The sequence below is a fragment of the Leifsonia poae genome, from assembly GCF_050632865.1.
Lineage (GTDB): Bacteria > Actinomycetota > Actinomycetes > Actinomycetales > Microbacteriaceae > Leifsonia > Leifsonia poae_B.
This window is the reverse complement of the sequence record NZ_JBODSA010000003.1, coordinates 345,233-370,904: the sequence shown is the minus strand read 5'-3', so window position 1 is coordinate 370,904 and position 25,672 is coordinate 345,233. Positions and strand designations below refer to the sequence as shown.

The window sequence follows — 25,672 nt, the reverse complement described above, 5'->3', positions numbered from 1 at the left end:
CATGGCCGTCACGGATCTCGAGATCGGATCCGCCCGACAGACCCCTGCGGTGCAGAGGGGCGGGCGCGCCAAGCGGCGCGCCCGCCTCCTCCCCGGGGGCGTGCGCTGGATCCTTCCGGCGTTCGCCATCTCCGTCGGCCTGATCTACTACAGCATCATCTACTCGGGCTACCTGTCGTTCTTCGACTGGCCCGGCGGCCGGGCGCTGATGACGCCGGTCGGCTTCGGCAACTACATCACCGCGCTGGCGGACCCGGTGCTCTGGACCGCGCTGCGCAACACGCTCATCTACTTCGTCGTGGTGTTCGCGGTGCAGGTGGCCGGCGGGACTCTGTTCGCCGCCGCCATGCACTCCAAGATCCGCTTCGCGAACCTCTACAAGGTGCTCGTCGTCATCCCCGTCGTGGTGGCGCCCGCCACCCTGGCCCCGGCCCACGTCCAGGTCTGGCAGAGCGACGGCACGGTCAACAAGATCCTCGGCTTCTTCGGGCTCGCAGGCCTCGAGCAGCCGTGGATCGGGCAGTCGACGACCTCGCTGCTCGTCGTGACCATGGTGGGATGCTGGGGCGCGATCGGCTACGGCTTCATCCTCATCTACGCCGGCATGGCGCAGATCGACCCCGAGCTCATCGAGGCCGGGCGGCTGGACGGCGCGGGCAACTTCCGCATCCTGTTCTCGATCGTCCTGCCCAGCCTGCGGCCGATCATCGTGTCGCTGGCCATCCTGAACTTCATCACCGCCCTGAAGCTCTTCGACAGCCCGTGGCTGATCACGCAGGGCGGCCCGGCGCACTCGTCCGAATTCCTCGGAACCATGATCTACGCCGAGACGGCGAGCAGCGATCGCAACCTGGGCTACGCGTCGGCGCTGTCCATCCTGGTGCTGATCATCGCGATCGCCGTGTCCGTCTTCATGCAGCTTCGTGGACGCGAACGCCTTCCCCGGATCAAGCCGCGCCGCAAGGAGGCCGCCGATGTTTGAGACCCGTTCCCGCCGCTCGCGCATCCTCCTGCAGTTGGTGCTGACCGTCGCCGTCGTGCCGTTCGTGATCCCGCTGATCGCGATGCTGCAGACGAGCTTCGAGGGCTCCGGCTGGGGCAACTACGTCGCCGTCGTGAACGTGCCCGGCTTCCCCAAGTTCTTCCTCAACACGATCATCATCGCGGTCGTCTCCATCGCCATCGTCTACCTGGCGACCCTCGCGGCCGCGTTCGGGTTCTCCAAGCTGCGGGTGCGCGGCAAGGAGGTCTACTTCTGGCTGATGATGGCGGCCCTCACGCTGCCCGAGGTCGTGCTGATCGCTCCTCTTTATACGACGGCGGTCAAGCTCGGCTTGCTCGGCACCTACTGGTCGGTGATCCTGCCGATCGCCGCGCTGCAGATCCCGTTCACCGTGCTGATCGCGCGCGGGTACGTCGACGGCATCCCGGACGCGGTGTTCGAGGCCGCGCGGATCGACGGCGCGAGCACCTGGCGCGTGTTCTGGTCGATCCTCGTGCCGCTGTCGCGTCCGATCGCCGTGGCCCTCATGGTGCTGGTGCTGATCTACGCGTGGAACTCGTACCTCCTGCCGAAGGTCTTCCTCATCGACGACGGGATGGGCGTGGTCACCCAGCTGCCGGAGTTCTTCCGCCGCCAGTACAACGACGACACGCCGAAGATCCTCGCCGCCTCGGTGATCACCGCGATCCCGACGATCATCGCCTACATCGCGCTCCAACGTCAGTTCGAGCGCGGGATGGCGGCGGGCGCGATCAAGTGACGGGTCGAGTCGTGGAGGGAGCGGTGGATCGGGCAGACTGCCTAGAGGTCGCAGTGCCGAGGACGGAAGGGGGTGCGGTGCGATGACGGATGCGTCGGCGTCCATCGGGCTCGTGATCCGGCACGGCCGGGACCGCGACCCACTCGCCTCCGCGATCGTCCGCTCGATCGCGGCGCCCCTGCTCGCCGCAGGGATGCGCTTCATCACGCGGTCGGTCGACGACGAGGAGTCGGAGCTGAAGACGTACCGCCTGTGGGCGCGCGTCGGCGGCATCGCCGGCGTGATCGTGCTGGGTGCGGACGAGGCCGACGCGCGCATCCGGCTGCTGCGGCAGATCGACATGCCGTTCGTCGTGCTCGCTCCCGCGGACGGCGACCTCGACTACCCGGCGGTGACCGTGGATCCGGCCGCGGCGTCCCGTGCCCTCATCAGTTATTTGGACGCGCATCCGGCGCGCCGCTGGGTCTACCTGACCAGCCAGCTCGTGCCGGAGCCGCTCGTGGGCGGGGTGCGCTCGGGAGAGCGCGCGATCGAGACCGTGCAGGCGACCGACGTGGTCGGCGAGGTCATCCGGCTCGGCGCGGAGAGCTCCGTCGACGACCCGATCGCACTCGTCTTCGACACCGACCACGACGCCGTCGCGGCGCTCGACGCGCTCGAGGAGCACGGCATCCCGGTGCCGGAGGCGGTGGCCCTGATCTGCTGGAGCGATTCCCTCGTGTGTCAGAGCGCGAGCCGCCCGATCACGGCGATCGACCGGCACGGCCGTGAGATCGGGGCGCTGCTGGGCTCGGCGGCGCTCGCCGCCATCCACGACGGCGGCGTCCGTCCGGTCGCGGCGCCGGAGCCCGTGGTCGTCGTCCGGGAGACGTCGTGAGCGCGGCGCGGCGGCTGGGGCCGTCGTCGGCGAACACGCGCAGCGCGATCCTCGACATGGTCCGCTCGGGCGGCACCGTCACGCGCACAGAGCTGGCGGAGCGCTCCGGCCTGACCGCCACGTCGATCACCCGCATCGTGAAGTCGCTGATCGAGGACGGCCTCGTCATCGAGACCGGGTTCAGCGAGTCCACCGGGGGCAAGCGCAGCAGCCTCCTCGAACTGAACGCCAACGCGCGGTACGCCGTCGGCCTCTCGCTCGATGCCGGGCGCCTGACGTACGTCGTGACCGACCTCTCCGGCAACGTGATCGGCCGGTTGGTCTCGCCGGGCATCGAGCAGGCGGATCCGATGGAGGATGTGGTGCGCATCGCGCGCGAACTCGGCCAGCTCCTGGTGCAGCTCGACATCCAGCCGGAGTCCGTCGTCGGAGTGGGCGTCGCCGGCGCCGGTCTCGACCTGGGCGCCGGCGCCGAACGCCTCTCCATCACATCCACCGAGTGGGAGTCGTTCGCGCTCAACAAGGCGCTGGAGCCGAAGATCGGCCTCCCGGTGGTCCGCGACAACGACGCCGCCTGCGCGGCCCTCGGCCAGTACTGGGCCGGCCGCATCCCGGCGACGCAGGACTTCGCCACGCTCTACCTGTCGAACGGCTTCGGCCTGGGCCTCATGGTCGGCGGCAGCGTCGCTCGCGGCGCCTCGTCGAACGTCGGCGAGATCGGTCACATGGTGATCGACATCGACGGTCCCCAATGCTGGTGCGGCGCCCGCGGCTGCCTGGAGATGCTGGCGGCGCCGCGCGCGGTGGTCGCCGAGGCGCTGAAGGATGCGGACCTGGCCGCGCAGCTGGGGCTGACCGGCGACCCGCAGCGGTTCCGCGGCGACTTCGAGGCGATCGCGCGGGCCGCGGCCCAGGGCGAGCCACGCTGTTGCGAGCTGATCAAGCGGTCCGCCCGCTACGTGGCGGCGGCGGTGCTCTCGATCGTCAACGTGCTCGACCTCGACCGCATCGTCCTCGCCGGCCCCGGCTTCGCGGACGCCGGCGCGATCTACGTGCGGGAGATCCGCGAGTACGTGGCGCAGTTCGCCCGCACGCGCGGCATCCACCCGGTGCTCATCGAACTGGCGGACCCGGGGCTGGATGCGGCGGCCGGCGGTGCCGCGACGCTCGCGCTGCAGCACGCGCTGACGCCGCACGCGGCGCCGGGGCGGTAGCCGCCCGGGCAGCAGTGAGGGCGGCGGATGTCTCCGCCGCCCTCACGCTGTGCGGTACTACTCGGCCGTGATCGACAGTCCGTCGAACTGGTTGATCGCCGACTGGGTGACATCGTGCGAGGTGGAGAAGATCCCCGCGTCCTGCGTTGCCGTCGCCGAGGCGAGGGTCACCGGCGCGCCGATCGGCACGTAGTTCGCGCCGTCGTACGAGTACGACGCGGTGAACGCGGAGCCAGTCCGGGTGAGCTGCACCCAGATCGGACGGAAGACGTCGACGGACGCCTTCGCCTCCGAGTCCAGGTAGCCGTCGCCGTTGGCATCCCACTCGAACACGACACCGTTGCGTGCGGTCACCGCGACGACCGCGTAGCCGGCCGATGCGCCAGCCTTCGTGATGTCGTTGCGGACCATCACCCCGGACTTCGCCGAGGAGTTCGCGTCGTTCACCGACACGACCCGGGCCGAGACCGTGGCGTTCGCGGTGAACGACCCGGCCTTGTAGATCGCCCCGAACTGGTCGGAGTGCTGGCCGCCCGCGCCCCAGACGTCCGCTCCAGCGGCGGCGATGCCGTAGGCGTCACCGGCCTGCCCGAAGTAGGAGCTGACTGCGGAGGAACCCGCCGTCGACAGGCCGGAGACCGGCGCATCCACCGGGCACCCGACGAACCCGAACTGGTTGGCGTTGAGCGACGTGCGGTACTGCGGCGCGACACCCGCGGCGCAGATGACGTCGCGCGCTCCCGCCGGCCAGTTCGTGCCGGTCACCTTCACGTTGTTCACCAGCGTGTTGTTGTGCGCGGCGGCGTTCGGTGCCGAGATGCCGCCCGAGTTGTACCAGTTGTCGCGGATGGTGTTGTCGCTCGTGTTGTTCCGCAGGCTGTACGCGTTGGTGAAGACGAACGAGCCGCCCTGCACCACGTTGTTCTGGTACAGCATCGAGCGCGATCCCTCGTCGAGGTAGAGCCCGACGCCCGAGATGTTGAACAGGTAGTTCTTGTCGACCACCGATCCGGGGCTGGCGGAGAGGTTGTAGACCGAGCCGCCGTCGGCGAAGCGCGCCTTCGTGTTGTGCACGAGGTTGCCCTCGACGGTGTTGTCCTTCAGTGTTGTGGGCGTCGTGTAGAGCGTGTTCCACTTGTAGTAGCCGCGGTCGACGTAGTCGTTCGAGCCGCCCGCGTCGTTGATGCCCCAGCCGTACCCGGTGTCGATGCCGTCATAGGGGACGTTGGACACCTCGTTGTGCAGGATCTTGGCCCGCGTGACGTAGGTGCTCAGGATGCCGCTGTTGTCCTTGTAGTCCACCGAGACGTGGTCGATCGTGTTGTCCTGGATCGTGATGTCCTGGTTCGTCATCCGCGGGTCGCTCGGGTGGTGAGCGTCCGGCAGCACGCCCCCGACGGCCACGCCGTGGCCGCTGTCCTCCATGAAGCGATTGCCCACCACCTGGATGTCGCTGGCGCCGTATCCCACACCGGTCGTCGTCGCGTTGGCGTCGTTCCCGATGCCGAGCGCCGAGGAGCCGAGGTTGGTGAAGGTGTTGCCGGTGAAGGAGACCCGGCTGGCGGCCGAGACCTGCACGGCGGACGGCTCCTGGAACCAGCTAGTGCGCGCCCGCTCGAACATCTCGCAACCGCGCGAGCAGCTGGTGAAGGCGTCGGCGGGGCGGTAGTCGTACGTGCCCTTGATGAAGAGGCCGTTCTGCTGGTCGGCGTAGCCGTCGGTCGACGGTCCGAGCCACGAGGTGCCCGAGAACTGGATGCCGGAGAACGCGAGCCCGCTGACCGGCTGGTCATAGGTGCCGCCAATGCTGATCAGCGACTGCAGGCGGGGCAGCTCGATGTCGAGCGAGTTGGGGTCCACCCCAGCGGCCGGCTTGTAGTAGAGCTTCCCGCCGCTCGGGTCGATGTACCACTGGCCCGGTCGCGTGAGGAACGCGAGCGAGTTGTCCAGGTACCAGCTGGGACCCGCAAGGAACGAGTTCTGGACGGTGTCCCAGCCCCACGTGTTGTTGTCCCACGCCGGCTGCGCCATCGTGATCTCCGTGCTGCTGATGCTCTGCACGGGCGAGTAGCGGTTGGTGAAGTCGCCCAGCGACTCGAACTCGATGCGCGACTGGTCCGGCAGGCTCGCCAGATAGCCGAGCGCGGGGTTCTTGATGGTCAGCCCGGTGGCCGTCGGGGTCACGTCCGAGTTCGCGAGGCGGATCGATGCGCGCGGCGCGATGGTGCCGTTAACGTAGAGCTGGCGCGTGTCGAGGCCGGCCGGGGTCGGCGCCTCCCAGATGCCCGCGCCCGCCGAGGACGCGGTCCAGCCGGTGACGGCGGAGGCCCCAGTGATGACGGGGTGGGCACCGGGCGCCGCCGTCCAGGTGACCGTGTTCTGCCCGCCGCCGTCGCCGGCGTCGAAGGTCAGGGGCTTGTCCAGTCGGTAGGTGCCGTCCGCCAACTGGACGGTGACGTCGCCGTGCTTGATCGACGGCTTGAGGACGTGCTGCGCCCGCTCCAGCGAGCAGGGCATGGACTGGCTGCAGTGCCCGGCGTCCTTGCCGTCGGGGGCTGCGTAGAAGATGGTCGATGGAGCGGCTTCGGCCCGGAGCGGGATGAGCGCGGAGGCGATGACGACGCCGGCGCCGAGGATGGCCAGCAGTGCCGGCCTCCCCTCCACCTGGTCGTCGATCGTCGCGAGACTGACGTCGATGTCATATTCGATCGCTTCCTGTTCGTGGGAGGCCTCGATGCCCCCAGAACAGGGTTAGCATACGTATGATGTTTAAATCAAGAGACGTATGATGTTTACCGTTGCGTAGCGGCCATGGCCGGATCGGGGGCCAGTCCGGCGGCATCCAGCTCCTCCCAGAGGGCTTCGGGGATGTCGGCGCGGTAGCGCTCGAGTGTGCTGCGAACATGGGCCGCGGTGCGCATCCCGGTCACGACGGAGACGACGGCCGGATGCCGGAGCGGGTACTGGACGGCCGCGGCCGGAAGGCTGACGCCGTGGGCGCGGCAGACGTCTGCGATGCGCTGAGCGCGCTCGATCACCTCGGCAGGAGCCGAGCCGTAGTCGAAATGCGCGTTCGGATCGACCTGCTCCGAGCTGAGCAGTCCCGAGTTGTAGACCGCGGCGGCGACGACCCCGACGCCCCGTTCCTGCGCGGCGGGGAGCAGGCCGCCCAGCGCGGCGCCGTCGAGCAGGGTGAACCTCCCGGCGACCATCACGACATCGACGTCGGTGCGGCGGACGAACTCCGCGAGCATGGCCGACTGGTTCATCCCGGCGCCGATCGCACCGACGACCCCCTGCTCCCGCAGCTCGACGAGGGCGTCGATCCCGGTGGTGGAGGCGGACTCCCAGTGGTCGTCGGGGTCGTGCAGATAGGCGATGTCGAGCCAGTCGGTCCCGAGGCGGGCGAGCGACTGCTCCACCGAGCGGAGGATGCCGTCGCGGCTGAAGTCCCACACTCGCCGCGTGGCGGCCGGCACGACGAACCCGTCGTCGTCCAGCCGGTCTGCGGTGCCGGGGCTCTCGACCAGCAGCCGGCCGACCTTGGAGGAAAGGGCCAGGCGGTCGCGCGGCCTGGCGGCGAGGGCTCTGCCCAGCCGCTGCTCCGACAGCCCGAGCCCGTAGTGCGGTGCGGTGTCGAAGTACCGCAGTCCGCCGTCCCAGGCGGCGGTCACCGCGTCCCGAGCCTCCTCGTCGGTGGTCTCGCGGAAGAGGTTCCCGAGCTGGGCGGCGCCGAACCCCAGCTCGGTGAGGGCGGTTCCGGTCCGCAGTGAGCGGGTGGGCAGTGTCGAGGTCATCGCGGGGCCTTCTTCGTCGGTGGAGCAGGATCGCTTCCTTTCAGCATACGTATTATGTTTGGATAATTCGAGACGAGGACGTCACTCCCGGTCCGACGAGGACGGCGGTGGCAGGAAGGAGCGGCCGGCGATGTTGGCGGCGAACTACGTAGGCGAGCGCACGATCACGATCGAGGAGCGGGAGGCGGCCGAGCTCCGGCCGGGGGAGGTCCGCGTCGCCGTGGCCTACGTCGGCATCTGCGGCACGGATCTGCACGTCTTCCACGGCGACATGGACGCGCGGGTCACGAAGCCGGCGACGATCGGCCACGAGATGTCCGGCACCATCGCGGAGATCGGGCCGGGTGTCGAGGGATGGGCGGTCGGCGACGCCGTCACCGTCATGCCGCTCGCGTGGGACGGTACATGTCCGGCCTGCCTGGCCGGCAACGAGCACATCTGCCAGAACCTCGACTTCATCGGCATCGACAGCCCCGGCGCCCTCCAGCAGAGCTGGAACGTCCCGGCGTCGACGCTCGTCCGCCTGCCCGACGGAGTGTCGCTGCGGAATGCGGCGCTGGTCGAGCCCGTCGCGGTGGCGGTTCACGACGTGCGCCGCTCCGAGCTCGCCCCCGGGGACCGGGCGGTCGTCATCGGTGCGGGGCCGATCGGCGTGCTGATCGCCACGGTCGCGACCGCCTTCGGCGCCGAGGTGGTTATCGCGGAGATCGACCCCGGACGCCGCGCGGCCGCCGAGGCGATGGGTCTCCGCACCCTCGACCCGAGCGCCGTCGACCAGGTCGCCTGGGTCGAGGAGTGGACGGGCGGAGCGGGCGCCGACGTCGTGTTCGAGGTCTCCGGCTCGGCGGCCGCCGTGCTGGGTGCGACGTCGCTCGCGAAGGTGCGAGGCACGCTCGTCGTCGTCGCCATCCACTCGCAGCCGCGGCCGATCGACCTGCACCGGCTCTTCTGGCGCGAGCTGCGCATCCTCGGAGCACGCGTGTACCAGCGCGAGGACTTCGAGAAGGCGATCGAGCTCGTGGCGGCCGGGGACATCCCTGCCGACCGTCTGATCACCCGGGTCGTGCCGCTGGCCGAGACCGCGTCCGCATTCGAGGCGCTGGAGTCCGGAGGCGCGATGAAGATCCTCGTGGAGGTCGCCCGATGAACGGCTTCGACCTGACCGGCCGGCTCGCTGTCGTCACCGGAGCCAAGCGGGGGATCGGGTTCGCGATAGCGGAGGCGCTGGCGGAGGCGGGCGCCGACATCATCGGGGTGTCCGCGACGCTGGACCCGGCGTCGTCGGCCATCGGCGACCGGGTGCGCTCGCTCGGGCGGAGCTTCGAGGGACACCGCGTCGACTTTGCCGACCGTGCACAGGTGACCGCCCTCGCCGCCGGGCTCTCCGAGCGCGATCGGGCCGCCGACATCCTCGTCAACAATGCGGGCACCATCCGTCGCGCACCCGCCGCCGAGCATCCGCTCGACTGGTTCGACGAGGTGCTGGAGGTGGATCTCACCAGCGGCTTCGTGCTCAGCCAGGCGCTGGGCCGCCGGATGCTCGAAGCCGGCAGCGGGCGGATCGTCTTCACGGCCTCTCTGCTGTCGTTCCAGGGCGGCATCACCGTCCCCGGCTACGCGGCGGCGAAGTCGGGGGTCGCCGGCCTGGTCCGCGCGCTGTCCAATGAGTGGGCAGGCAGGGGCGTGACGGTGAACGGCATCGCGCCCGGTTACATCGCGACCGACAACACCCAGGCGCTCCAGGACGATCCGGATCGTTCGCGGTCCATCCTCGAGCGGATCCCGGCCGGGCGGTGGGGCACGCCCGAAGACCTCGGCGGTGCAGCGGTGTTCCTCGCCTCGGATGCAGCCCGCTACGTCTCGGGCACGATCCTGCCCGTCGATGGAGGGTGGCTCGGGCGATGACGGACTTCGAACCGATCCTGCCGGTCGTGGTGATCGACGACGCGCGCGACGCGGAGCCGCTGGCCCGCGCCCTGGTCGCCGGCGGCATCAGGCAGGCCGAGATCACGCTGCGGACCGCCGCGGCCCTCGGCGCCTTGCGCACCATGAGCGCGATCCCGGGGATCACCGTGGGCGTCGGAACGGTTCTCGAGCCGGAGCAGGCCGAGGCGGCGATCGACGCGGGGGCGGCCTTCGTCGTGAGCCCCGGCCTGTCCGACGCCGTCGTCGCGGTGTGCGAGCGCCGCCGCGTGCAGGCCGTGCCGGGAGTGGCGACCGCGACCGAGGCGATGCGCGCTCGGTCCCTCGGCCTGCGCACGCTGAAGTTCTTCCCGGCGGAATCGTCCGGCGGTCCCGCCGCCCTCTCGGCGCTGTCGTCCGTCTTCCCCGAGCTCGAATTCGTCCCGACGGGCGGCATCGACGCCGACCGCGCCCCCGCGTATCTTGCGCTGCCCTCGGTGATCGCGGTCGGCGGCAGCTGGATGGTGCCCCGCACGGCCATCGCCGCCGGCGACTTCGCCGCCATCGAGGCGCTGTGCCGGGCCGCCGTCGGAGTGGTGCGATGACGGGACACGTCCTCACCTTCGGCGAGACCATGGGCCTCTTCCGCGCGGCCGAGATCGGCGGGCTCGCCGACGTCGACACGGCAAGGATCGGCACCGGTGGTGCCGACAGCAACGTCGCGATCGGCCTGAGCCGGCTCGGCGTCCCCGCGGTCTGGGTCGGGCGCGTCGGCGCCGACGGGATCGGGCGGAGGGTCGTGCGCGACATCCGCGGTCAGGGCGTGGATGCTCGTCCGATCGCCGACCCCGACCGCCCGACCGGGCTGATGCTCAAGGAGAAGCGCACGCCGCACACGACGAAGGTGTGGTTCTACCGCTCGGGGAGCGCGGGCAGCGGTCTGCAGCCGGCCGACATCGACGACGGTCTGATCGAGGCCGCCGCCCTGGTGCACGTCACGGGCATCACCGCGTCCATCTCGGAATCGGGGCGCGAGACGGTGCGCCGGGTGCTCGCCGTAGCGCGGTCCAGCGGCGTCCCGATCTCGTTCGACGTGAACCATCGCCCGGTCCTCTGGCCGACCGGCGACCCGGGCCCGGTGTATCGGGAGATCGCCGCGTCCGCCGACGTGGTCTTCGCCGGCGACGACGAGGCGGCCCTCCTTCTCGGAGAACCGATCACGGATCCCGCGGCGCTGATCGACGGGATGCACGCGCTCGGGCCGGCAACCGCCGTCCTCAAGCGCGGCGCCCTCGGAAGCGTCGCCTCCGACGGCGGCCCGCTCGTCGAGTATCCGGCGCTGCAGGTCCCGGTCGTGGACACCGTCGGCGCCGGGGACGCCTTCGTGGCCGGCTTCCTGGCGGCACGTCTCCGGGGAGACGGCCTCCGCGACTGCCTCACGGTGGCGACCGCCGCCGGGGCCTTCGCGTGCATGGGTCTGGGGGACTGGGAGAGCATGCCGAGAACGGACGAACTCGCGCTGCTCGAGGCATCGGATCCTGTCTCTCGGTAGGAAGCTTGGCAAACGTAATACGTATGCTCTATAGTCGGATTACGCCTCCTCGGAGTCGTCAACGAAGTCGACAAGACAAGGACATCTCATGGTCGGAATCCACACTGTGGTGCGTTCACGCCGTCGCTCGGCGCTGACCGTGGCCGCACTTGGCGCCGCGACGGCGCTCCTGGCTCTCACCGGTTGCAGCACCGGTGGGAGCTCGGCGAACGGGTCGTACGGCTTTCCCGAAGCCAAGCAGGACACCTCCTCGACGATCACCGTCTGGGTGGACGCGGACCGTCAGGCCGCGGCGAAGGCATTCGAGAAGGCGAACCCGGACACCAAGATCAAGGTCGTGACCTACGACGGGTCGGCCAACGGCTCCAACTCGTTCCGGACGAAGATGCAGCTCTTCGACCGCGCAGGCAGCGGCTGGCCGGACGTGGTCTTCTCGAGCCAGAACAACGACGCGTCCTGGGCGAGCCAGAAGACGAATGGCAAGCAGGCCTTCGCCGCGGTGCTCGACAAGGGACTCGTCCCCAAGGACACCCTCGACAACTTCACCGAGGGCGCGCTCAATCCCTGCACCGTCGACGGCCAGGTGTACTGCCTCCGGAACGACCTCGCACAGGCCGTGCTCTGGTACGACAAGACGCTGATGGACAAGTTCGGGTACACCGTTCCCACGACGTGGGAGGAGTACCAGGCTCTCGGCGAGAAGGTCGCGACCGAGCACCCGGGCTACATCATCGGCACCGCCGGTGACGCCTGGACCCCCGAGGTCTTCATGTGGGCCAGCAAGTGCCAGGCCAACGACGTCACCGGGCCCAAGTCGGTCACGGTGAAGACGGACAGCACGGAGTGCAAGCGCGCGGCGAGCCTCCTCGACACGCTGCGCGAGAACAAGACGGTTCCCGTGGTGAGCGTCTTCACCCCGGAGTTCGTGAAGAACTACACCGGCAAGGTGCTGATGATGCCTGGTCCCGCCTGGTACGCCGGCGCGATCTTCAACAACCCGCAGTCGCTGAACGTCCCCGCCGGTGAGCTCGGCGTGGCCGACCCGCTGCCGTGGAAGGGCGAGACCAAGGCGGTCACCGGCAACGTCGGTGGCGGAACGTGGTTCATCTCGAGCCATTCCAAGAACCTGAAGGCGGCCGAGAAGTTCGCGCAGTTCGTGACCACGTCCGACGACTACCAGGTGGAGGTCGCCCCGGGTTACCCGGCCTACGCGCCCGCCGCCAAGGGCTGGATCACCAAGCAGGAGGCCAGCAAGTACTACGCCACCTCGCTGGCTCCGGTGGCCACCGCCGGCTCGCAGGTGTGGGACGGCTGGGGCTACGGTTCGTTCAGCCAGGAGGCCGTCTGGGCCAAGACGATGACGCCGGCCATCACCGCCGGGAAGTCGATCGTGAGCCTGCTGCCCACCTGGCAGGAGGCCATCGCGAACCAGGCCAAGGTCAACGGATACAAGGTGAACTGACATGACCCTCGCTCCACCGAGCGACCAGCTGGCCGTCGGCGCGTCACAGCGCCGGCGGTCGGCCCGTCGCAGCGGACGGGCACCGGGGCGCACGCCGATCGGCTACGTCTTCGTCTCGCTCTACACCCTGCTCGCCATCGCCTTCGGGATCCTGCCCGCCCTCTACACCGTGATGCTCGCCTTCACCAAGGCGGACGGCGGCTTCGCGGGCCTGGACAACTTCATCACGGCAGTGACGGACTTCCGGTTCTGGCCGGCCGTGCTGCACGTGACGCTCTACCTCGTCATCTGGCTGATCGCCCTCCTGATCTTCGTGGTGCTGCTCGCGCTCGTCGTCCACTCCCTCCGGGTGCGGTGGGCGAGCACCGGACTGCGCTTCATCTACTACCTGCCGGGCGCTCTCGCCGGTGCGTCCAGCGTCCTGCTCTGGCTGTTCGTCCTCGACCCGACGGCCAGCCCGGTGAGCGGGCTGCTGCGCCTGATGGGGATGAACAGCTTCGTGGAGGTCATCCAGCCCGGGAACCTTCCCCTCATCTTCGCGATCATCGCGTTCTGGACGGGAGCGGGCGGCTGGATCGTGATCATGTACGGCGCTCTGAACAACATCAGCACGGAAGTGCTCGAGGCCGCACGCATCGACGGCGCGAACGCCGTGCAGATCGCGATCAGCATCCAACTGCCGATACTCCGCAAGTGGATCGCCTACATGGGAGTGATGTCGTTGGCAGCCGGCACGCAGCTCTTCGTCGAGCCGCAACTGCTCAGTCAGGCGAGCAACGCGGTCGTCCCCAACGACTACTCGCTCAACCAGCTCGCCTACCAGTACGCGTTCCAGCAGAACGACTTCAACGGCGCCGCCGCGATCTCGCTCCTCCTGCTGATCGTCGCGCTCCTGCTGTCCTGGGTGTTCGTCACCCGCGGCGGCCTGTTCGAGAAGGAATGACCATGACCGCACTCACCGCAGAACGCCGGCGGCGCGTCAACCTGCGCGGCTGGAGCGGGCGATCCATCGCCGGCGTCATCCTCGTCCTCTTCGTCCTGTTCTTCGCTATCCCGATCGTCTGGCTGCTCTTCGCTGTGACGAAGTCGTCCAAGGCTCTGACCGTCGCCAACCCGTTCTCGATCGGGTCGTGGGCGGACTTCGTGGCCAACTGGAACCAGCTGTTCGGCTTCCAGGACGGCGCCGTGACGCTGTGGATCGGCAACTCGGCCCTGTACTCGATCGGTGCGCTGGTCATCACGCTGATCGTCAGCATCCCGGCCGGCTACGCGCTGGCGCTCACCGAGTTCCGGCTCCGCAAGGCGCTGCTCGTGCTGACCCTCGTCGTCATGCTCATCCCGAGCACGGCGCTGGTGCTGCCGATCTTCCTGGAGCTGAACACCGTCGGCCTGATCGGGAATCCACTGTCTGTGATCCTGCCGATGTCGTTCTTCCCGTTCGGGGTGTACCTGACGTACATCTACTTCTCGACCAGCATCCCGCGCGACCTCCTCGCGGCCGCGCGCATCGACGGATGCACCGAGTTCCAGGTGTTCACCCGGGTCGCGCTGCCGCTGGCCGCTCCGATCGTCGCCCTGGTGGCGTTCTTCAGCTTCGTCCAGAACTGGAACAACTTCTTCCTGCCGTTCGTGATGCTCCCCTCGAGCGACGGCTATCCGATCCAGGTCGGCCTGACCTCGCTGCTCGCGGCGACGCCGGCCTTCAACCCGAGTTCGGCGGGGTCCGACTCCGTCCAGCTGCCGACCCTGGCGCTGGCGACGATCGTCTCGATCCTGCCCGTCCTCATCGTCTTCCTGTTCTCGCAGCGGTTCCTGGTGTCCGGGATGACCGCGGGAGGGACCAAGGAATGAGCGCACCCGCACCGAAGGAGAACCACCGATGAAGATCACGGGCTACCGCAGTCTGAACACCGTGCACGACTGGGGCCGCGTCACCGGGGACGTCAACGGCGTGCAATCCGGCAACACGACGCCGGTTCCGGTGCTGATCCTGGAGACCGACAGCGGGATCGAAGGCGTCGGCGTCGGGGCGCACCCCGACATCGCGCGGGTCTTCCCCGCGGTCGAGGGCGAGGACCCGCGTTCGGTGGTCGCCCTCTACGACCGGATGCTCGACTGGGTGTTCAAGGCAGGGCACTCCGGCTCCACTTTCGGCACCATCGGCGCCATCGACATGGCGCTGTGGGACCTCAAGGCGAAGGCCGCCGAGGAGCCGCTGTGGCGGATGCTCGGCGCCCGCGAGCGGTTCGTCCCCGGATACGCCTCGGGCCTCGAGTACGGGCTGACCGACGACGAGCTGGCCGACCTGTACGGACGATTCGCCGATCGCGGGTTCAAGGCCGGCAAGCTGAAGGGTGGCCGCGACCTCGACCGGGATCTGCCGCGGCTGGAGCTGCTGCGCGACATCCTGAGCCGCAACTCCAAGCACCCGGCGCTCATGTTCGACGTCAACGAGTCGTGGAACCATGCGCAGGCCGCCCGCTACGTCGGTGCGATCGAGGAACGTCTCGACCTGACCTGGGTGGAGGAGCCGCTGCGGCGGTGGGACGCGGCCGGCATGGCGTCGCTGCGCGGCAAGATCCGCGCTGCCATCGCCAGCGGTGAGAACCTGACGGGCCTGGAGCAGTACCGTCCGCTGCTCGACAGCGGGGCCGTCGACATCGTCCAGGTCGGCAACGTCTGGGGGATCACGCACTTCCTGCGGGTCGCGACGCTCGCCCACGGGCACGACCTGCCGGTGAGCCCGGTCACCTACAACACGAATCCGGTCGCGCACGCGGCCGCCGCCGTGCCCAACCTGCTCACCCACGAGGTTCAGGACCTCTCGTTCCCCATCGGTCTGGATGTGGACCAGGAGTTCGACGACGGCGGCATCGTCCTCGGCGACCGCCCGGGCATCGGCATCATCGTCGACGAGGCGCTGTTGGCGGGCGCGGGGGATGCGGTGGCGCCTCCCGCCACCGGTCCGCACATCCGTCCGGAACGGGCGGCGCTACGGCTGGTCGCCGAACCCGACGTGATCGACGACCCGACCGTGCCGCTGAGGCCGGTCTCGTGAGCGGCGAGCCGCAGCGGTTCGCGTTCGTCGTCGGCGTCCGGCCCGAGAAGCGCGAGGAGTATCTGGCGTTGCATCGCGCCGTATGGCCCGGCGTCGAGGCGAAGCTGACCGAGAGCAACATCCGGAACTACAGCATCTTCGTGTTCGGCGACATCCTCTTCGCCTACTACGAGTACACCGGCGACGACCACGCGGCGGACCTGCAGCGGATCGCGGACGACCCGGTCTCGCAGGAGTGGTGGACGCACACCGACCCCTGCCAGGTGCGGATCGCGGACGAACGCGACCCCGGATCCCTCTGGCAGCCGATCGACGAAGTGTGGCACCTGGCGTGACGGCGCGGATCGACGCGCATGTCCACCTCTGGAACCGCGCAACGGACCCGCAGGACTGGATCGACCCGGCGACGATGTCCGCCATCGACCGGGACTTCGGCACGGACGACCTGCGCGCGATGGTCGGGGCGACCGGGATGGACCGGGCCGTCCTGGTGCAGGCGAGCAACAGCCTCGACGAGAGCATCCGCCTCTCGCGCAGCGACCCCACGGTGATCGCGGGGCTGGTCGCGTGGGTGGACCTGACCGGCGACGTGCGCGCCCAGCTCGCCGAGCTGCGTGCCGGGCCGGTGCCCGTGGTGGGGGTGCGGCACCTCGTGCACATCGACGATGACCCGGAGTGGTTGCTGCGGGCGGACGTGGCCGCCGGCCTCGACGTGCTCGGCAGTGAAGGGCTGACGTTCGATCTGGTGGTGCGCGACTGGCAGCTCGACCAGGCGGCGCGCGTCGCCGCACGGCATGACGGTGTCGCCTTCGTGCTCGACCACCTCGGCGGTCCGCTCGCGGAGGATGCGGATGCGACGCGCTGGCAGGCAGGGCTGCGCGCTCTCGCGGCGAATCCGAACGTCACTGCGAAGGTCTCCGGGCTTACCTCCGGTCTTGCGCCTGGACGCTGGACCGCCGACGATGTCCGCCCTCTTTTCGAGACGGCTGTGGACGCGTTCGGTCCCGCCCGTCTGCTCTACGGCTCCGACTGGCCGCTCGCCGAGCTCGGCGGCGGCGCGCCCGCATGGCGGACTGCCTTCGACGAGCTGGTGGGCGAGCTCTCCGCGAATGAACGGGACGCGCTGCTCGGAGGCAACGCCGTCCGCTTCTACTCGCTCGGCTGAGGCTTGCGCGAGCCGGGGCGTGGTCCGGCAGGCGGCGGCGCTCCCACGAGATGTGGATGTGGTCGTGCATCGCGCGCTCGGCGGCCGCCGCATCCCCGTTGGCGATCGCCTCGACGATCGCGGCGTGCTCGTCGAGCGTCAGCGCCACGGCATCGGGTGGGTTGATGCCCTGATAGCGGCTCGACTCGACCGCCCGCTTGTACAGGTGCTTGGCGATGTTCTCGGCCAGCCGGTTCTCGGAGATCTCCATCAGTGCGTAATGGAAGACGACATCGGCCTGCCGGAAGGAGTCCGTCTCCGACTCGCTCTCCCTCATCGCAGTCAGCGCGTTCTCGAGGCGCCGCAACCCCTCGGCCGTGTGCGACCGCGCGACCGCGCCCGCCATCGCCGCCTCCAGGCTCGCGCGCACCACCGTGAGCTCGTCGAGCACGCCCAGGCTCTCGTCGTTATCGATGAGCGCCGAGAGCACCACGGGGTCGAGCATGTTCCAGTAGCCCGGCGCCTGGACCTGGGTGCCGCGTCCCTGGGACACGATCACCAGCCCCTTCTCCTCGAGGCGTTTCACGGACTCGCGGAGCACCGTCCGGCTGACGCCGAAGTGCTCGCTCAGCGGGCCCTCCGGGGGAAGCAGGTCGCCCTCCTTCAGCTGGCCGGTGACGATGAGCTCGACCAGTTCGGCCACGACGGCGACGCCGAGCCGGGCGGCGGGCAGCCGCTGCGGGATGAGCCGGGCCGCGGCGTTGGAGTCGGTCACCATAGGTATGACCTTACCGCGTGGGAGAGCTCTCAGGCGGAAGCAGGGTTTCCCCAGCGGCGGCGTCGCGCGGTTCGGGATGCTGTGAGGATGCGCAACACCGTTCCCGCCGTCACCGCCCTGTTCTGGGTGACCAAGCTGCTGACGACGGCGATGGGCGAGACCGCGTCCGACTTCCTGGTGAAGACCATCAACCCGTTCATCGCGGTCGGCGGCGCGTTCGTCGTGTTCGCCGGAGCGCTCGTGCTGCAGTTCGCGGTGCGCCGCTACATCCCGTGGGTGTACTGGCTCGCCGTGCTCATGGTGGCGGTGTTCGGCACGATGGTCGCGGACGTGCTCCACGTCGAGCTCGGCGTGCCGTATCTCGTGTCGACCGTGGTGTTCGCCGTCGTCCTCGCGGCGGTGTTCGTGCTCTGGTACGCGACGCAGCGGACGCTCTCGGTGCACAGCATCGACACCTTCCCGCGCCAGGTGTTCTACTGGTGCGCGGTGCTCGCGACCTTCGCCCTCGGCACGGCCGTCGGCGACCTGACGGCGGTCACGTTCGGGATGGGGTACTGGCTCTCGGCGCTGGTGTTCGGCATCCTGTTCGCCTTGCCCGGTGTCGCGTACCGGCGGTGGGGACTCGGCGCGACCGCCGCGTTCTGGACCTCATATGTGCTGACCCGGCCGTTCGGCGCCTCCATCTCGGACGGCCTCGCCGTCTCGCACGCCCGCGGCGGACTCGCCCTCGGGACCGGGCCGGTCAGCCTCGCCCTGCTCGCGGCGATCGTGGTGTGCGTCGCCGTGCTCAGCCGGCGGCCGCGGTCGGCCGGCTCAGGGGAACGCGCGCAGGGCGCGCTCGGCGACGCGCTGGAGTGACGCGCGGCTCGCGCCCGCCGAGGCCTGCACGGCCAGCCCGGCGCTAACCGTCACCAGGTATTTCGCGAGGTCGGCCGGGCGCTCGTCCGCGTCGAGGTCCCCCTCGGCGACGGCCCGGCGGAAGCGCTCGGCAAGCCGGTGCTCGCCCGAGGCGCGGCTGTCGGCGAGGAACCGCACGATCCGCTGGTCCTCCGCGCTCCCCGCGAGGCCGCCTTGGATCGACAGACAGCCGGCGGGCTTGCCCGGCGTCGTGATCGCCCGGACGTTGCTCTGGAGGTAGTGCTCGGCCACCGCGTGCGCGGTCGGCTCCTCGAGGGCGTCGCCCACGTACGCCATGTCCACCTCGGCGTAGCGGGCGACCGCCTGCTTGAACGTCTCCTCCTTGTTGCCGAAGGCGGCGTAGAGGCTAGGGCGGTTGATGCCCATGGCCGAGGTGAGGTCGTCGAGGGTGGTGCCTTCGTAACCCTGGCGCCAGAACACCTCGACCGCCGCGTCCAGAGCCTCGTCGGTGTCGAATCCGCGCGGTCGCCCGCGTCCGGCCATCCCGCTCACCTCTTTCTGTACTGATCTGAAAAGAATTCTCTCATTTTGGGAATGTGGGAGCAATGGCGGTGTTTTATGTACCGTCTCGAACAGAAATGGAGCAGTTCATGAACCCCACCATCGCCACCACCCAGACCCTCGCCGGCAAGAAGGCGCTCGTCACCGGGGAGCCCGCGGCATCGGCGAGGGCATCGCCCGCGCGCTCGCCGCCCACGGCGCCGAGGTCGCCGTCACCTACCGCGCCTCGCGCGAGCGGGCCGACGCCCTCGTGGCCGACATCGTCGCCGCCGGCGGACGCGCGGTCGCCGTGCACGCCGACGCCTCCGACGCCGACACCGCCCGCGCGGGCGTCCGCGACGCGGTCGATGCGCTCGGCGGCCTCGACATCCTCGTCAACAACGCCGGAGGTGGATGGTTCGAGCATTTCACCGAGACGCCCGACGAGCACATCGAGGCGACGATCGACCTCAACATCCGGGGAACGGTCTACGCCACGCAGGCCGCCATCCCGCTGCTGGCGGACGGCGGCCGGATCATCACGATCGGCAGCGTCAACGCCGAGCGCATCCCGTTCAGCGGCGGCGCGGTCTACGGCCTGACGAAGGCCGCGATGGTCGGCTTCACGAAGGGCCTGGCGCGCGACCTCGCGGGCCGCGGCATCACGGTCAACGTCATCCAGCCGGGCCCGATCGACACCGAGGGCAACCCGGCATCGGGCGAGGCCGGCGACTACCTGGCCGGCTTCACCGCCTTCGGCCGCTTCGGCCACAGCTCCGACGTCGGCGAGCTCGTCTCGTGGATCGCGTCCGACGCGTCCGGCTACATGACCGGCTCGTCCGTCACGATCGACGGCGGCTGGACCGCCTGAGCGCCCAAGGCTGCGGTGGCCGCGATTGCGGCCACCGCGGCCGGCCGCAGGGGCGTGCTCGTTAGCCTGGAACGAGTCGGGCTGAAGGGGCACGAGTATGACCACTGTCGCCCCCGGCGCTCGAGTCTTCGTCGACGAATGCAAGGCGAAGGGCTACCACATCGCTGCGACGGTCGTTCTGCCCGCGGAGGCGAAGCAGGTGGAGAAGTCTCTGCGCAAACTGCTCAAACCCGGGCAGCGCCGCATCCACTTCAACCAGGAATCCGACTCCCGGCGCCGCCTGTTGCTGTCGCGGATGGCGGAGCTCGGCGTCCGTGTGCTCATCTATACCGTCCGCGGAGAAGGTGAGCGGATCGCCCGTGGCGCATGCTTAGAAGCGCTCGTCGATGACCTCGTTGCCGGAGGCGCGCACTCGCTCGTCCTGGAACGGCATCCGCCCATCGAACCCTACGACCGCCGCGTGATTCGCGAGGCGTTGCTACGGAACAGCCGATACGACCTTGCCTACTACCACGCCGACCCCGGCGAGCACGCCCTGCTGTGGGTGAGCGATGCCTTGGCCTGGTGCTGCAATGCAGGTGGAGAGTGGAAACGTCGAGCCGGTCCGATGATCGCCGAGCATCGCGTCCTTTGAAGACGCGAGCCTGGCTGGTCGAACCGTCCGGTTGACTGCCAGGCCTACTTCAAGCCGCTACTGCAGCTTGCAGCATCGATTCTAGCTGAATCATCCCGTCGGAATCGATAGCGGTCAGAACTCCGTGTGCCCCAGCCGCGGCTCGGCGACGAACGCCGCGACCGCCTCGGCCGCCGACTCGAGCTCGAGCACGATCAGCTCGTTGCCCCCGGTGCGCAGCACCCCGCGCGGCACGTACAGCGTCTCCTGCGGCCCACGGGTCCAGTAGCGGCCGAGGTTGAAGCCGTTGATCCACGCGACGCCCTTGCCCCATCCCGTCGTGTCGAGGAACAGGGGAGCCGGCTCGTCGAGGTCGAAGACCGCGCGCGCGAAGACCGGGCCCGCCAGGCGCGACGGCGGAGGCACATCCGAAGTCGCCAGCGCGTCGGCTACCGGTGAGATGGACGAGAGCTCCAGCGGGAGCACGCTCCAGCGTTGCAGCTCCTCGCCATTGAGCTGCACCGGGCCGATCAGGCCCTTCGGCTCGCCGATGCGGCGGCCGTAGTCGACGCGGCCCTGGTCCTCGACCAGCACAGTCAGGGTCCCGCGGGAGGGCGAGAGAAGATCGCGGTGTCGTGGTGGTCGCGCGCCAGCACACCGAGGCGGCTGTCGCCGACCGAGACGTAGGCGCGGTCGCGGACCTCGCCGAACTCGAGCACCGCCGGTTCGGTGGTGTCGATCTCGGTGCGGTACAGACCGAGGCCGCTGTAGTGGCCGAGCTCGTCGAAGGTCGGCAGCGCGTCCACGTGCGACCACTCGCCCAGCCGGTCCGCGACCGCCCACAGCGGCACCGCCGCGTCGAACGGCACGGTGAACGACGGCGCCGCGGCCGCGGCCACCGGCTCCAGCGACGGCACTGGGGCGTACTTGGCGATCACATCCCGGAACGCCCAGAACTTCTCGGTCGGCTCGCCAGCCTCGTCGAGCGGGGCGTCGTAGTCGTAGCTCGTGACGATCGGTTGGTAGACGCCCTTGTCGTTGGCGCCGTTGGTGAAGCCGAAGTTGGTGCCGCCGTGGAACATGTAGAGGTTCACCGAGGCGCCGAGAGCGAGCAGGTCGTCCAGGTCGCCGGCGGACTGCTCCACGGAGGTGGTGTGGTGGTGCGTGCCCCAGCTGTCGAACCAGCCGTCCCAGAACTCGGAGCACATCAGCGGCCCGGTGGGCTGGTGACGCCGCAGGGTCGCCAGGCGCTCACGCGACCGGGAGCCGAAAGACCCGGTCTTCAGCAGCCCGGGGAGCGAGCCGTTGCGCAGCATGTCGTCCTCGGGCTGGTCGACGGTCGTCAAGGGCACGACGATCCCGGCGTCGCGGATGACCCGCACAAGCTCCGAGAGGTAGTCGGCGTCGTCGCCGTACGCGCCGTACTCGTTCTCCACCTGCACGAGCAGCACCGGCCCGCCCTCGGTGACCTGCAGCGGCCGGACGATGTTGAGCACGTTCCGCAGGTACCGGCTGACCGCGGCGATGAACTGCGGCTCCGACCGGCGGATACCGACCGACGGATCGGTGAACAGCCACGCGGGCAGCCCGCCGTTGTCCCACTCGGCGCAGATGTAGGGTCCGGGGCGCACGATCGCGTGCATCCCCTCGTCGGCGATGGTGCGCAGGAAACGGGACAGGTCGAGACCGCCCTCGGTGATCCACTGGCCGGGCTGCGGCTCGTGCGCGTTCCACGGCACGTACGTCTCGATGGTGTTGAGCCCCATCAGGCGCGCCGTGTGGATGCGGTCGGCCCAGTCGTCCGGGTGCACCCGGAAGTAGTGGATCGCTCCCGAGAGGATGCGGTGGGGCTCGCCGTCGAGGACGAAGTCGTCTCCCGCGATCTCGAAGGTGGTCATCATTCTCCTGCGAAGTGGGTGGATGCGCGTGGCCGGCCGCGCGTCGCGACCGGCCACGCGCCGGGGGCTACTTGCCGCTGACGGTGAAGCCCTGCTGGTTGCCGTAGTCGACCAGCGCCTTCTGCCAGGCCTGCAGGCCGGGGTTCAGGCTGGAGTTGGACGTGTAGGACTGGCCGACGGTGTCGCCGTAGATGCTGTTCGCGTAGACCTGGAACGGCAGGTACTGCCATCCGGTCGACACGTTCTTGGCGCCGTCCACCAGCACCTCGTTGATCTTCTGGCCGCCGAAGTACTCCGGGGCGGTGGCGAGGAAGTCGGACGAGTTCAGGTCCTTCGTCGTGGACGGGAAGCCGCCCGACTCCAGGAAGACCTTGATGCTGTCCTCGTCGTTGTTCAGCCACTTGAGGAACCCGGCCGCGAGCGCCTGGTTCTTGCTCTGCTTGAGCACGACCTGGCCGCCGCCGCCGTTCTCTGCGTTCGCCGGCTTGCCGTCATAGGTCGGGATGGGCGCGACGCGCCACTGGCCGGAGCCGTCCTTCACCGACGACTCGAGCACGCCGGGCATCCACGCGCCGGTGACGAGGGTCGCGATCGAGCCGTTGCCGAGCGCCTTGAACCAGTCGTCGCTCCAGCCGGGGACGGTGGAGAGCAGCTTGCCCTCGACCAGCTTGTCCCACGTGGCGGTCCACTTCTTGGTGCCCTCGTCCTGGAGGTTGATGGTCGCCTTCGTGCCGTCGACCGTGAACGGACGGCCGCCGGCCTGCCAGATCATCGAGGTGGTGAAGCCGGAGTCGCCCGAGTCGCTGGTGATGTAGGCGTTGGGGTCGGCGGCGTGCAGCTTCTGCGCGGCGGCGACGTACTCGTCCCAGGTCTTCGGCACCTCGATGCCGTACTTGTCGAAGAGGGTCTTGTTGTAGAACATCGCCATGGGGCCGGAGTCCTGGGGGAGGCCGACGAGCTTGCCGCCGACGTTCACCGAACCCCACGGGCCGGGCGTGTAGTCGCCCTTGAGCTTGTCGAAGCCGTACTGCGTCAGGTCGACCAGGGAGTCCGAGAGCGCGAACTGCGGGATGGCGTAGTACTCGACCTGTGCGACGTCCGGGGCGCCCGATCCCGCCTTGATGGCGTTCTGGAGCTTGGTGTACTCGGTCGTGTTCGTGCCGGCGTTGACCAGCTTGACCTTGACCTTCGGGTACTCCTTCTCGAACGCGGCGACCTGCGCCTCGGCCGACGGGGTCCAGGACCAGTACGTGATGGTGCCGCCCTGCTTGAGGGCCGCGTCGATGTCGGAGGCGCTGCCGCCGCCCGACGACGTGCCGCCGGAGCAGGCGGCGAGCGAGACGCCGATGACGGTGCTGACGACCGCCGCCGCGACGGCCCGGCGCAGAGTCCGGGACGCGAGTGTGCGCTTCATGGGTTCCCTTTCACTTCTTCGTGGAATGCGATGCATGGATGGTGGATGCGGTTACTGCTTGACGCTCCCGGCGGCGAGACCCGACTGCCAGTAGCGCTGGAGCACCAGGAACGCGGCCACGATCGGGACGATCGTGATGAGCGATCCGGTGATCACGAGGTTGAAGATCGGCTGGGCGCCGACCCCGGTCGCCTGCGCGCTCCACTGGCTGAGCCCGACCGTGAGGGGGTACCAGGTCGGATCGCTCAGCATGATGAGCGGCAGGAAGTAGTTGTTCCAGGTGGCGACGATCGCGAACAGCGCGACCGTGACGATCCCGGGGGCGAGGAGCCGCAGCGAGACGGTGAAGAACGTGCGGAACTCGCTCGCCCCGTCCATCCGCGCCGCCTCCAGCAGCTCGGTCGGGACGGCCTCGGTGGCGTAGGTCCAGATCAGGTAGAGGCCGAACGGGCTGATCAGCGACGGCAGGATGATCGCCCACGGCGTGTTCGTGAGACCAGCCTGGCTGAACATCAGGAAGGTCGGGACGGCCAGCGCCGTGCCGGGGACCGCGATGGCGCCGAGCACGACGGCGAAGACCGCCTTCTTGCCCGGGAAGTCGTACTTCGCCAGGCCGTAGCCGGCGACCGTGGCCAGCAGCGTCGCGCCTCCCGCGCCGACGACCACGTAGAGCAGCGTGTTACCGAGCCACTGCACGAAGATCCCGCCGCGGTAGGTGAAGGTGTCCACGATGTTCTGGATGAGGTTGAAGTCCTTGCCGAACCACAGCCCGAACGACGAGTACAGGTCGGGCTGGCTCTTCGTCGCGTTGACGATCAGCCAGACCAGCGGCACGAACGAGTAGATGACGAAGAGGATCATCACGATGGTCAGCACTGGCGACTTGCGGATCCGGCGGCCGGAGGAGGCGCCGGCGTTGCTGCGGGCGGCGGCACGGGACGGCGCCGTGCGGGTGCGGGTGCGCGGGCTGCGCGTGTCGGTCACGGAGGCCATCAGCGGAGCTCCTTCCTCGAGCCGCGGAGCTGGACCACGTAGGCGATCACCGCGGTGACGACGCCCATGACGATCGCGACGGTCGCCGCATAGTTGAACTGCTGCCCGGCGAACGAGAGGTTGTAGGCGTACATGTTCGGGGTGAAGGAGCTGCTGATCGCGTTCGGCGCCAGCTGCTTCAGGAGGTTCGGCTCGTTGAAGAGCTGGAAGCTGCCGATGATCGAGAAGATCGTCGCGATCACCAGCGCACCGCGGATGGCTGGGAGCTTGATGCTGAACACCGTGCGGAACGCGCCGGCGCCGTCGATCTCGGCCGCTTCGTACAGCTCGCCCGGGATGACGCGCAGCGCGGCGTAGAAGATGAGCATGTTGTAGCCCATGAACTCCCAGGTCACTATGTTGCCGATCGAGGCGAGCACCCACGGCCCGCTGAGCGGCGCGAGCCCGGTGCCGAGCAGCTGGTTGAGGCTCGCGGTGAGTCCGAACTGGTCGCCGTAGATGAAGCCCCAGATCAGCGCCGCGACGACGCCGGGGACCGCGTACGGGAGGAAGAGCGCGATCCGGAAGAACCCGGCTCCGTGGAGGCGCGCGCTGTCGAGCGCGAGAGCGGCGACCAGCGAGAGCACGAGCATGATCGGCACCTGCACGACCAGGAAGATGGTCACGCGGCCGAGGGAGGCCCAGAACTTCTCGTCCTGGAAGACCGCCACGTAGTTGCCGAGGCCGACGAACGCGTTGCCGCCGATGAGCTGCTGCCGGAAGAGGCTGAGGTAGATCGCGTAGACGACCGGGGCGATGATCATGGCCGCGAACACGATCATGAAAGGTGCGACGAAGGCCCAGCCTCGCCAGTCGCGGCGCGGCCGGCGGAGGCGGCGCGTGCCGCCCGGCGTGGTCGCCTGCGTGAGGGACGTCGTTGTCATGTCTTCCCCGTGGGT

At 69.2% G+C, this 25,672-nt stretch carries 23 protein-coding genes and 2 pseudogenes; 17 read left to right on the top strand and 8 right to left on the bottom strand.

Annotated features, from left to right (window positions below; all coding sequences use genetic code 11):
- Nucleotide 1 precedes the first annotated feature (1 nt).
- From ACRAWB_RS11865 to ACRAWB_RS11850, 4 genes are all read left to right on the top strand, one after another.
- Nucleotides 2-982 (top strand): carbohydrate ABC transporter permease, encoded by a 981-nt coding sequence (locus ACRAWB_RS11865; RefSeq protein WP_431353514.1) that lies wholly within the window; start codon nt 2-4, stop codon nt 980-982.
- Nucleotides 975-1,763, top strand: a complete 789-nt coding sequence (locus tag ACRAWB_RS11860; protein WP_431353513.1) for a carbohydrate ABC transporter permease — start codon at nt 975-977, stop codon at nt 1,761-1,763. The genes ACRAWB_RS11865 and ACRAWB_RS11860 overlap by 8 nt, the downstream gene beginning before the upstream one ends.
- 82 nt (nt 1,764-1,845) lie before the next feature.
- Nucleotides 1,846-2,640: a substrate-binding domain-containing protein gene (locus ACRAWB_RS11855; RefSeq protein ID WP_431353512.1), complete on the top strand. Its 795-nt coding sequence runs from the start codon at nt 1,846-1,848 to the stop codon at nt 2,638-2,640.
- Nucleotides 2,637-3,854, top strand: a complete 1,218-nt coding sequence (locus tag ACRAWB_RS11850) for an ROK family transcriptional regulator (RefSeq protein ID WP_431353511.1) — start codon at nt 2,637-2,639, stop codon at nt 3,852-3,854. Before ACRAWB_RS11855 ends, ACRAWB_RS11850 begins: the two co-directional genes overlap by 4 nt.
- Nucleotides 3,855-3,911: 57 nt before the next feature.
- Here the strand turns inward: ACRAWB_RS11850 and ACRAWB_RS11845 are convergent, their stop codons facing one another.
- Together ACRAWB_RS11845 and ACRAWB_RS11840 are read right to left on the bottom strand one after the other, a co-directional pair.
- A complete protein-coding gene (locus tag ACRAWB_RS11845; protein WP_431353510.1) occupies nt 3,912-6,518 on the bottom strand; it encodes a right-handed parallel beta-helix repeat-containing protein in 2,607 nt (868 codons plus the stop codon).
- Nucleotides 6,519-6,646: 128 nt separating this feature from the next.
- Nucleotides 6,647-7,651: an aldo/keto reductase gene (locus ACRAWB_RS11840; RefSeq protein ID WP_431353509.1), complete on the bottom strand. Its 1,005-nt coding sequence runs from the start codon at nt 7,649-7,651 to the stop codon at nt 6,647-6,649.
- A gap of 130 nt (nt 7,652-7,781) precedes the next feature.
- Here ACRAWB_RS11840 and ACRAWB_RS11835 point away from each other — a divergent pair, with 130 nt between their 5' ends.
- The 10 genes from ACRAWB_RS11835 (at nt 7,782) to ACRAWB_RS11790 (ending at nt 16,790) form a co-directional block, all read left to right on the top strand.
- The gene (locus ACRAWB_RS11835; protein WP_431353508.1) at nt 7,782-8,798 is read left to right on the top strand and encodes a zinc-dependent alcohol dehydrogenase; all 1,017 of its coding nucleotides are present in this window, start codon (nt 7,782-7,784) and stop codon (nt 8,796-8,798) included.
- Entirely contained in the window at nt 8,795-9,556 is a 762-nt protein-coding gene (locus tag ACRAWB_RS11830) for an SDR family oxidoreductase (RefSeq protein WP_431353507.1), read from the top strand. The genes ACRAWB_RS11835 and ACRAWB_RS11830 overlap by 4 nt, the downstream gene beginning before the upstream one ends.
- Nucleotides 9,553-10,158, top strand: a complete 606-nt coding sequence (gene eda, locus ACRAWB_RS11825) for a bifunctional 4-hydroxy-2-oxoglutarate aldolase/2-dehydro-3-deoxy-phosphogluconate aldolase (RefSeq protein ID WP_431353506.1) — start codon at nt 9,553-9,555, stop codon at nt 10,156-10,158. Before ACRAWB_RS11830 ends, eda begins: the two co-directional genes overlap by 4 nt.
- On the top strand, nt 10,155-11,105 hold the full coding sequence (locus ACRAWB_RS11820; RefSeq protein WP_431353505.1) for a sugar kinase: 951 nt from the start codon (nt 10,155-10,157) through the stop codon (nt 11,103-11,105). Before eda ends, ACRAWB_RS11820 begins: the two co-directional genes overlap by 4 nt.
- A gap of 88 nt (nt 11,106-11,193) precedes the next feature.
- Nucleotides 11,194-12,567: an ABC transporter substrate-binding protein gene (locus tag ACRAWB_RS11815; RefSeq protein ID WP_431353504.1), complete on the top strand. Its 1,374-nt coding sequence runs from the start codon at nt 11,194-11,196 to the stop codon at nt 12,565-12,567.
- A gap of 1 nt (nt 12,568) precedes the next feature.
- Entirely contained in the window at nt 12,569-13,510 is a 942-nt protein-coding gene (locus tag ACRAWB_RS11810) for a carbohydrate ABC transporter permease (protein ID WP_431353503.1), read from the top strand.
- A 2-nt stretch (nt 13,511-13,512) separates the two neighbouring features.
- On the top strand, nt 13,513-14,418 hold the full coding sequence (locus ACRAWB_RS11805; RefSeq protein WP_431353502.1) for a carbohydrate ABC transporter permease: 906 nt from the start codon (nt 13,513-13,515) through the stop codon (nt 14,416-14,418).
- A gap of 28 nt (nt 14,419-14,446) precedes the next feature.
- Nucleotides 14,447-15,625, top strand: coding sequence for a mandelate racemase/muconate lactonizing enzyme family protein (locus tag ACRAWB_RS11800; protein WP_431353501.1), 1,179 nt, complete (start codon nt 14,447-14,449; stop codon nt 15,623-15,625).
- Nucleotides 15,622-15,960 carry an L-rhamnose mutarotase gene (locus ACRAWB_RS11795; protein ID WP_431353500.1) on the top strand — a complete coding sequence of 113 codons (339 nt, stop codon included), beginning with the start codon at nt 15,622-15,624 and terminating at the stop codon, nt 15,958-15,960. The genes ACRAWB_RS11800 and ACRAWB_RS11795 overlap by 4 nt, the downstream gene beginning before the upstream one ends.
- Nucleotides 15,957-16,790 carry an amidohydrolase family protein gene (locus ACRAWB_RS11790; RefSeq protein ID WP_431353499.1) on the top strand — a complete coding sequence of 278 codons (834 nt, stop codon included), beginning with the start codon at nt 15,957-15,959 and terminating at the stop codon, nt 16,788-16,790. The genes ACRAWB_RS11795 and ACRAWB_RS11790 overlap by 4 nt, the downstream gene beginning before the upstream one ends.
- A 67-nt stretch (nt 16,791-16,857) precedes the next feature.
- Here ACRAWB_RS11790 and ACRAWB_RS11785 read toward each other — a convergent pair.
- Nucleotides 16,858-17,547, bottom strand: a pseudogene (locus ACRAWB_RS11785) (FadR/GntR family transcriptional regulator); the annotation flags it as partial.
- A gap of 87 nt (nt 17,548-17,634) precedes the next feature.
- Here ACRAWB_RS11785 and ACRAWB_RS11780 point away from each other — a divergent pair.
- The gene (locus ACRAWB_RS11780; RefSeq protein ID WP_431353498.1) at nt 17,635-18,405 is read left to right on the top strand and encodes a COG4705 family protein; all 771 of its coding nucleotides are present in this window, start codon (nt 17,635-17,637) and stop codon (nt 18,403-18,405) included.
- On the opposite strand, the gene ACRAWB_RS11775 is transcribed toward ACRAWB_RS11780, so the two are convergent.
- Nucleotides 18,361-18,948 (bottom strand): TetR/AcrR family transcriptional regulator, encoded by a 588-nt coding sequence (locus tag ACRAWB_RS11775; protein ID WP_431353497.1) that lies wholly within the window; start codon nt 18,946-18,948, stop codon nt 18,361-18,363. The genes ACRAWB_RS11780 and ACRAWB_RS11775 overlap by 45 nt on opposite strands.
- On the opposite strand from ACRAWB_RS11775, the gene ACRAWB_RS11770 reads away from it, so the two are divergent.
- Both ACRAWB_RS11770 and ACRAWB_RS11765 read left to right on the top strand, forming a co-directional pair.
- A complete protein-coding gene (locus tag ACRAWB_RS11770; RefSeq protein ID WP_431353496.1) occupies nt 18,914-19,816 on the top strand; it encodes an SDR family NAD(P)-dependent oxidoreductase in 903 nt (300 codons plus the stop codon). The two genes, ACRAWB_RS11775 and ACRAWB_RS11770, sit on opposite strands and share 35 nt — an antisense overlap.
- A 97-nt stretch (nt 19,817-19,913) precedes the next feature.
- Nucleotides 19,914-20,450 carry a hypothetical protein gene (locus ACRAWB_RS11765; RefSeq protein ID WP_431353495.1) on the top strand — a complete coding sequence of 179 codons (537 nt, stop codon included), beginning with the start codon at nt 19,914-19,916 and terminating at the stop codon, nt 20,448-20,450.
- 114 nt (nt 20,451-20,564) lie between these two features.
- Here the strand turns inward: ACRAWB_RS11765 and ACRAWB_RS11760 are convergent.
- The 4 genes and pseudogenes from ACRAWB_RS11760 to ACRAWB_RS11745 all read right to left on the bottom strand — a co-directional run bounded on the left by ACRAWB_RS11760 (nt 20,565) and on the right by ACRAWB_RS11745 (nt 25,657).
- Nucleotides 20,565-22,327, bottom strand: a pseudogene (locus ACRAWB_RS11760) (glycoside hydrolase family 35 protein).
- A gap of 67 nt (nt 22,328-22,394) precedes the next feature.
- The gene (locus tag ACRAWB_RS11755; RefSeq protein WP_431353494.1) at nt 22,395-23,741 is read right to left on the bottom strand and encodes an ABC transporter substrate-binding protein; all 1,347 of its coding nucleotides are present in this window, start codon (nt 23,739-23,741) and stop codon (nt 22,395-22,397) included.
- Between the two features lie 51 nt (nt 23,742-23,792).
- Nucleotides 23,793-24,734, bottom strand: a complete 942-nt coding sequence (locus tag ACRAWB_RS11750; RefSeq protein ID WP_431353493.1) for a carbohydrate ABC transporter permease — start codon at nt 24,732-24,734, stop codon at nt 23,793-23,795.
- Nucleotides 24,734-25,657 carry a carbohydrate ABC transporter permease gene (locus tag ACRAWB_RS11745; protein WP_431353492.1) on the bottom strand — a complete coding sequence of 308 codons (924 nt, stop codon included), beginning with the start codon at nt 25,655-25,657 and terminating at the stop codon, nt 24,734-24,736. The genes ACRAWB_RS11750 and ACRAWB_RS11745 overlap by 1 nt, the downstream gene beginning before the upstream one ends.
- Between the last annotated feature and the right edge of the window lie 15 nt (nt 25,658-25,672).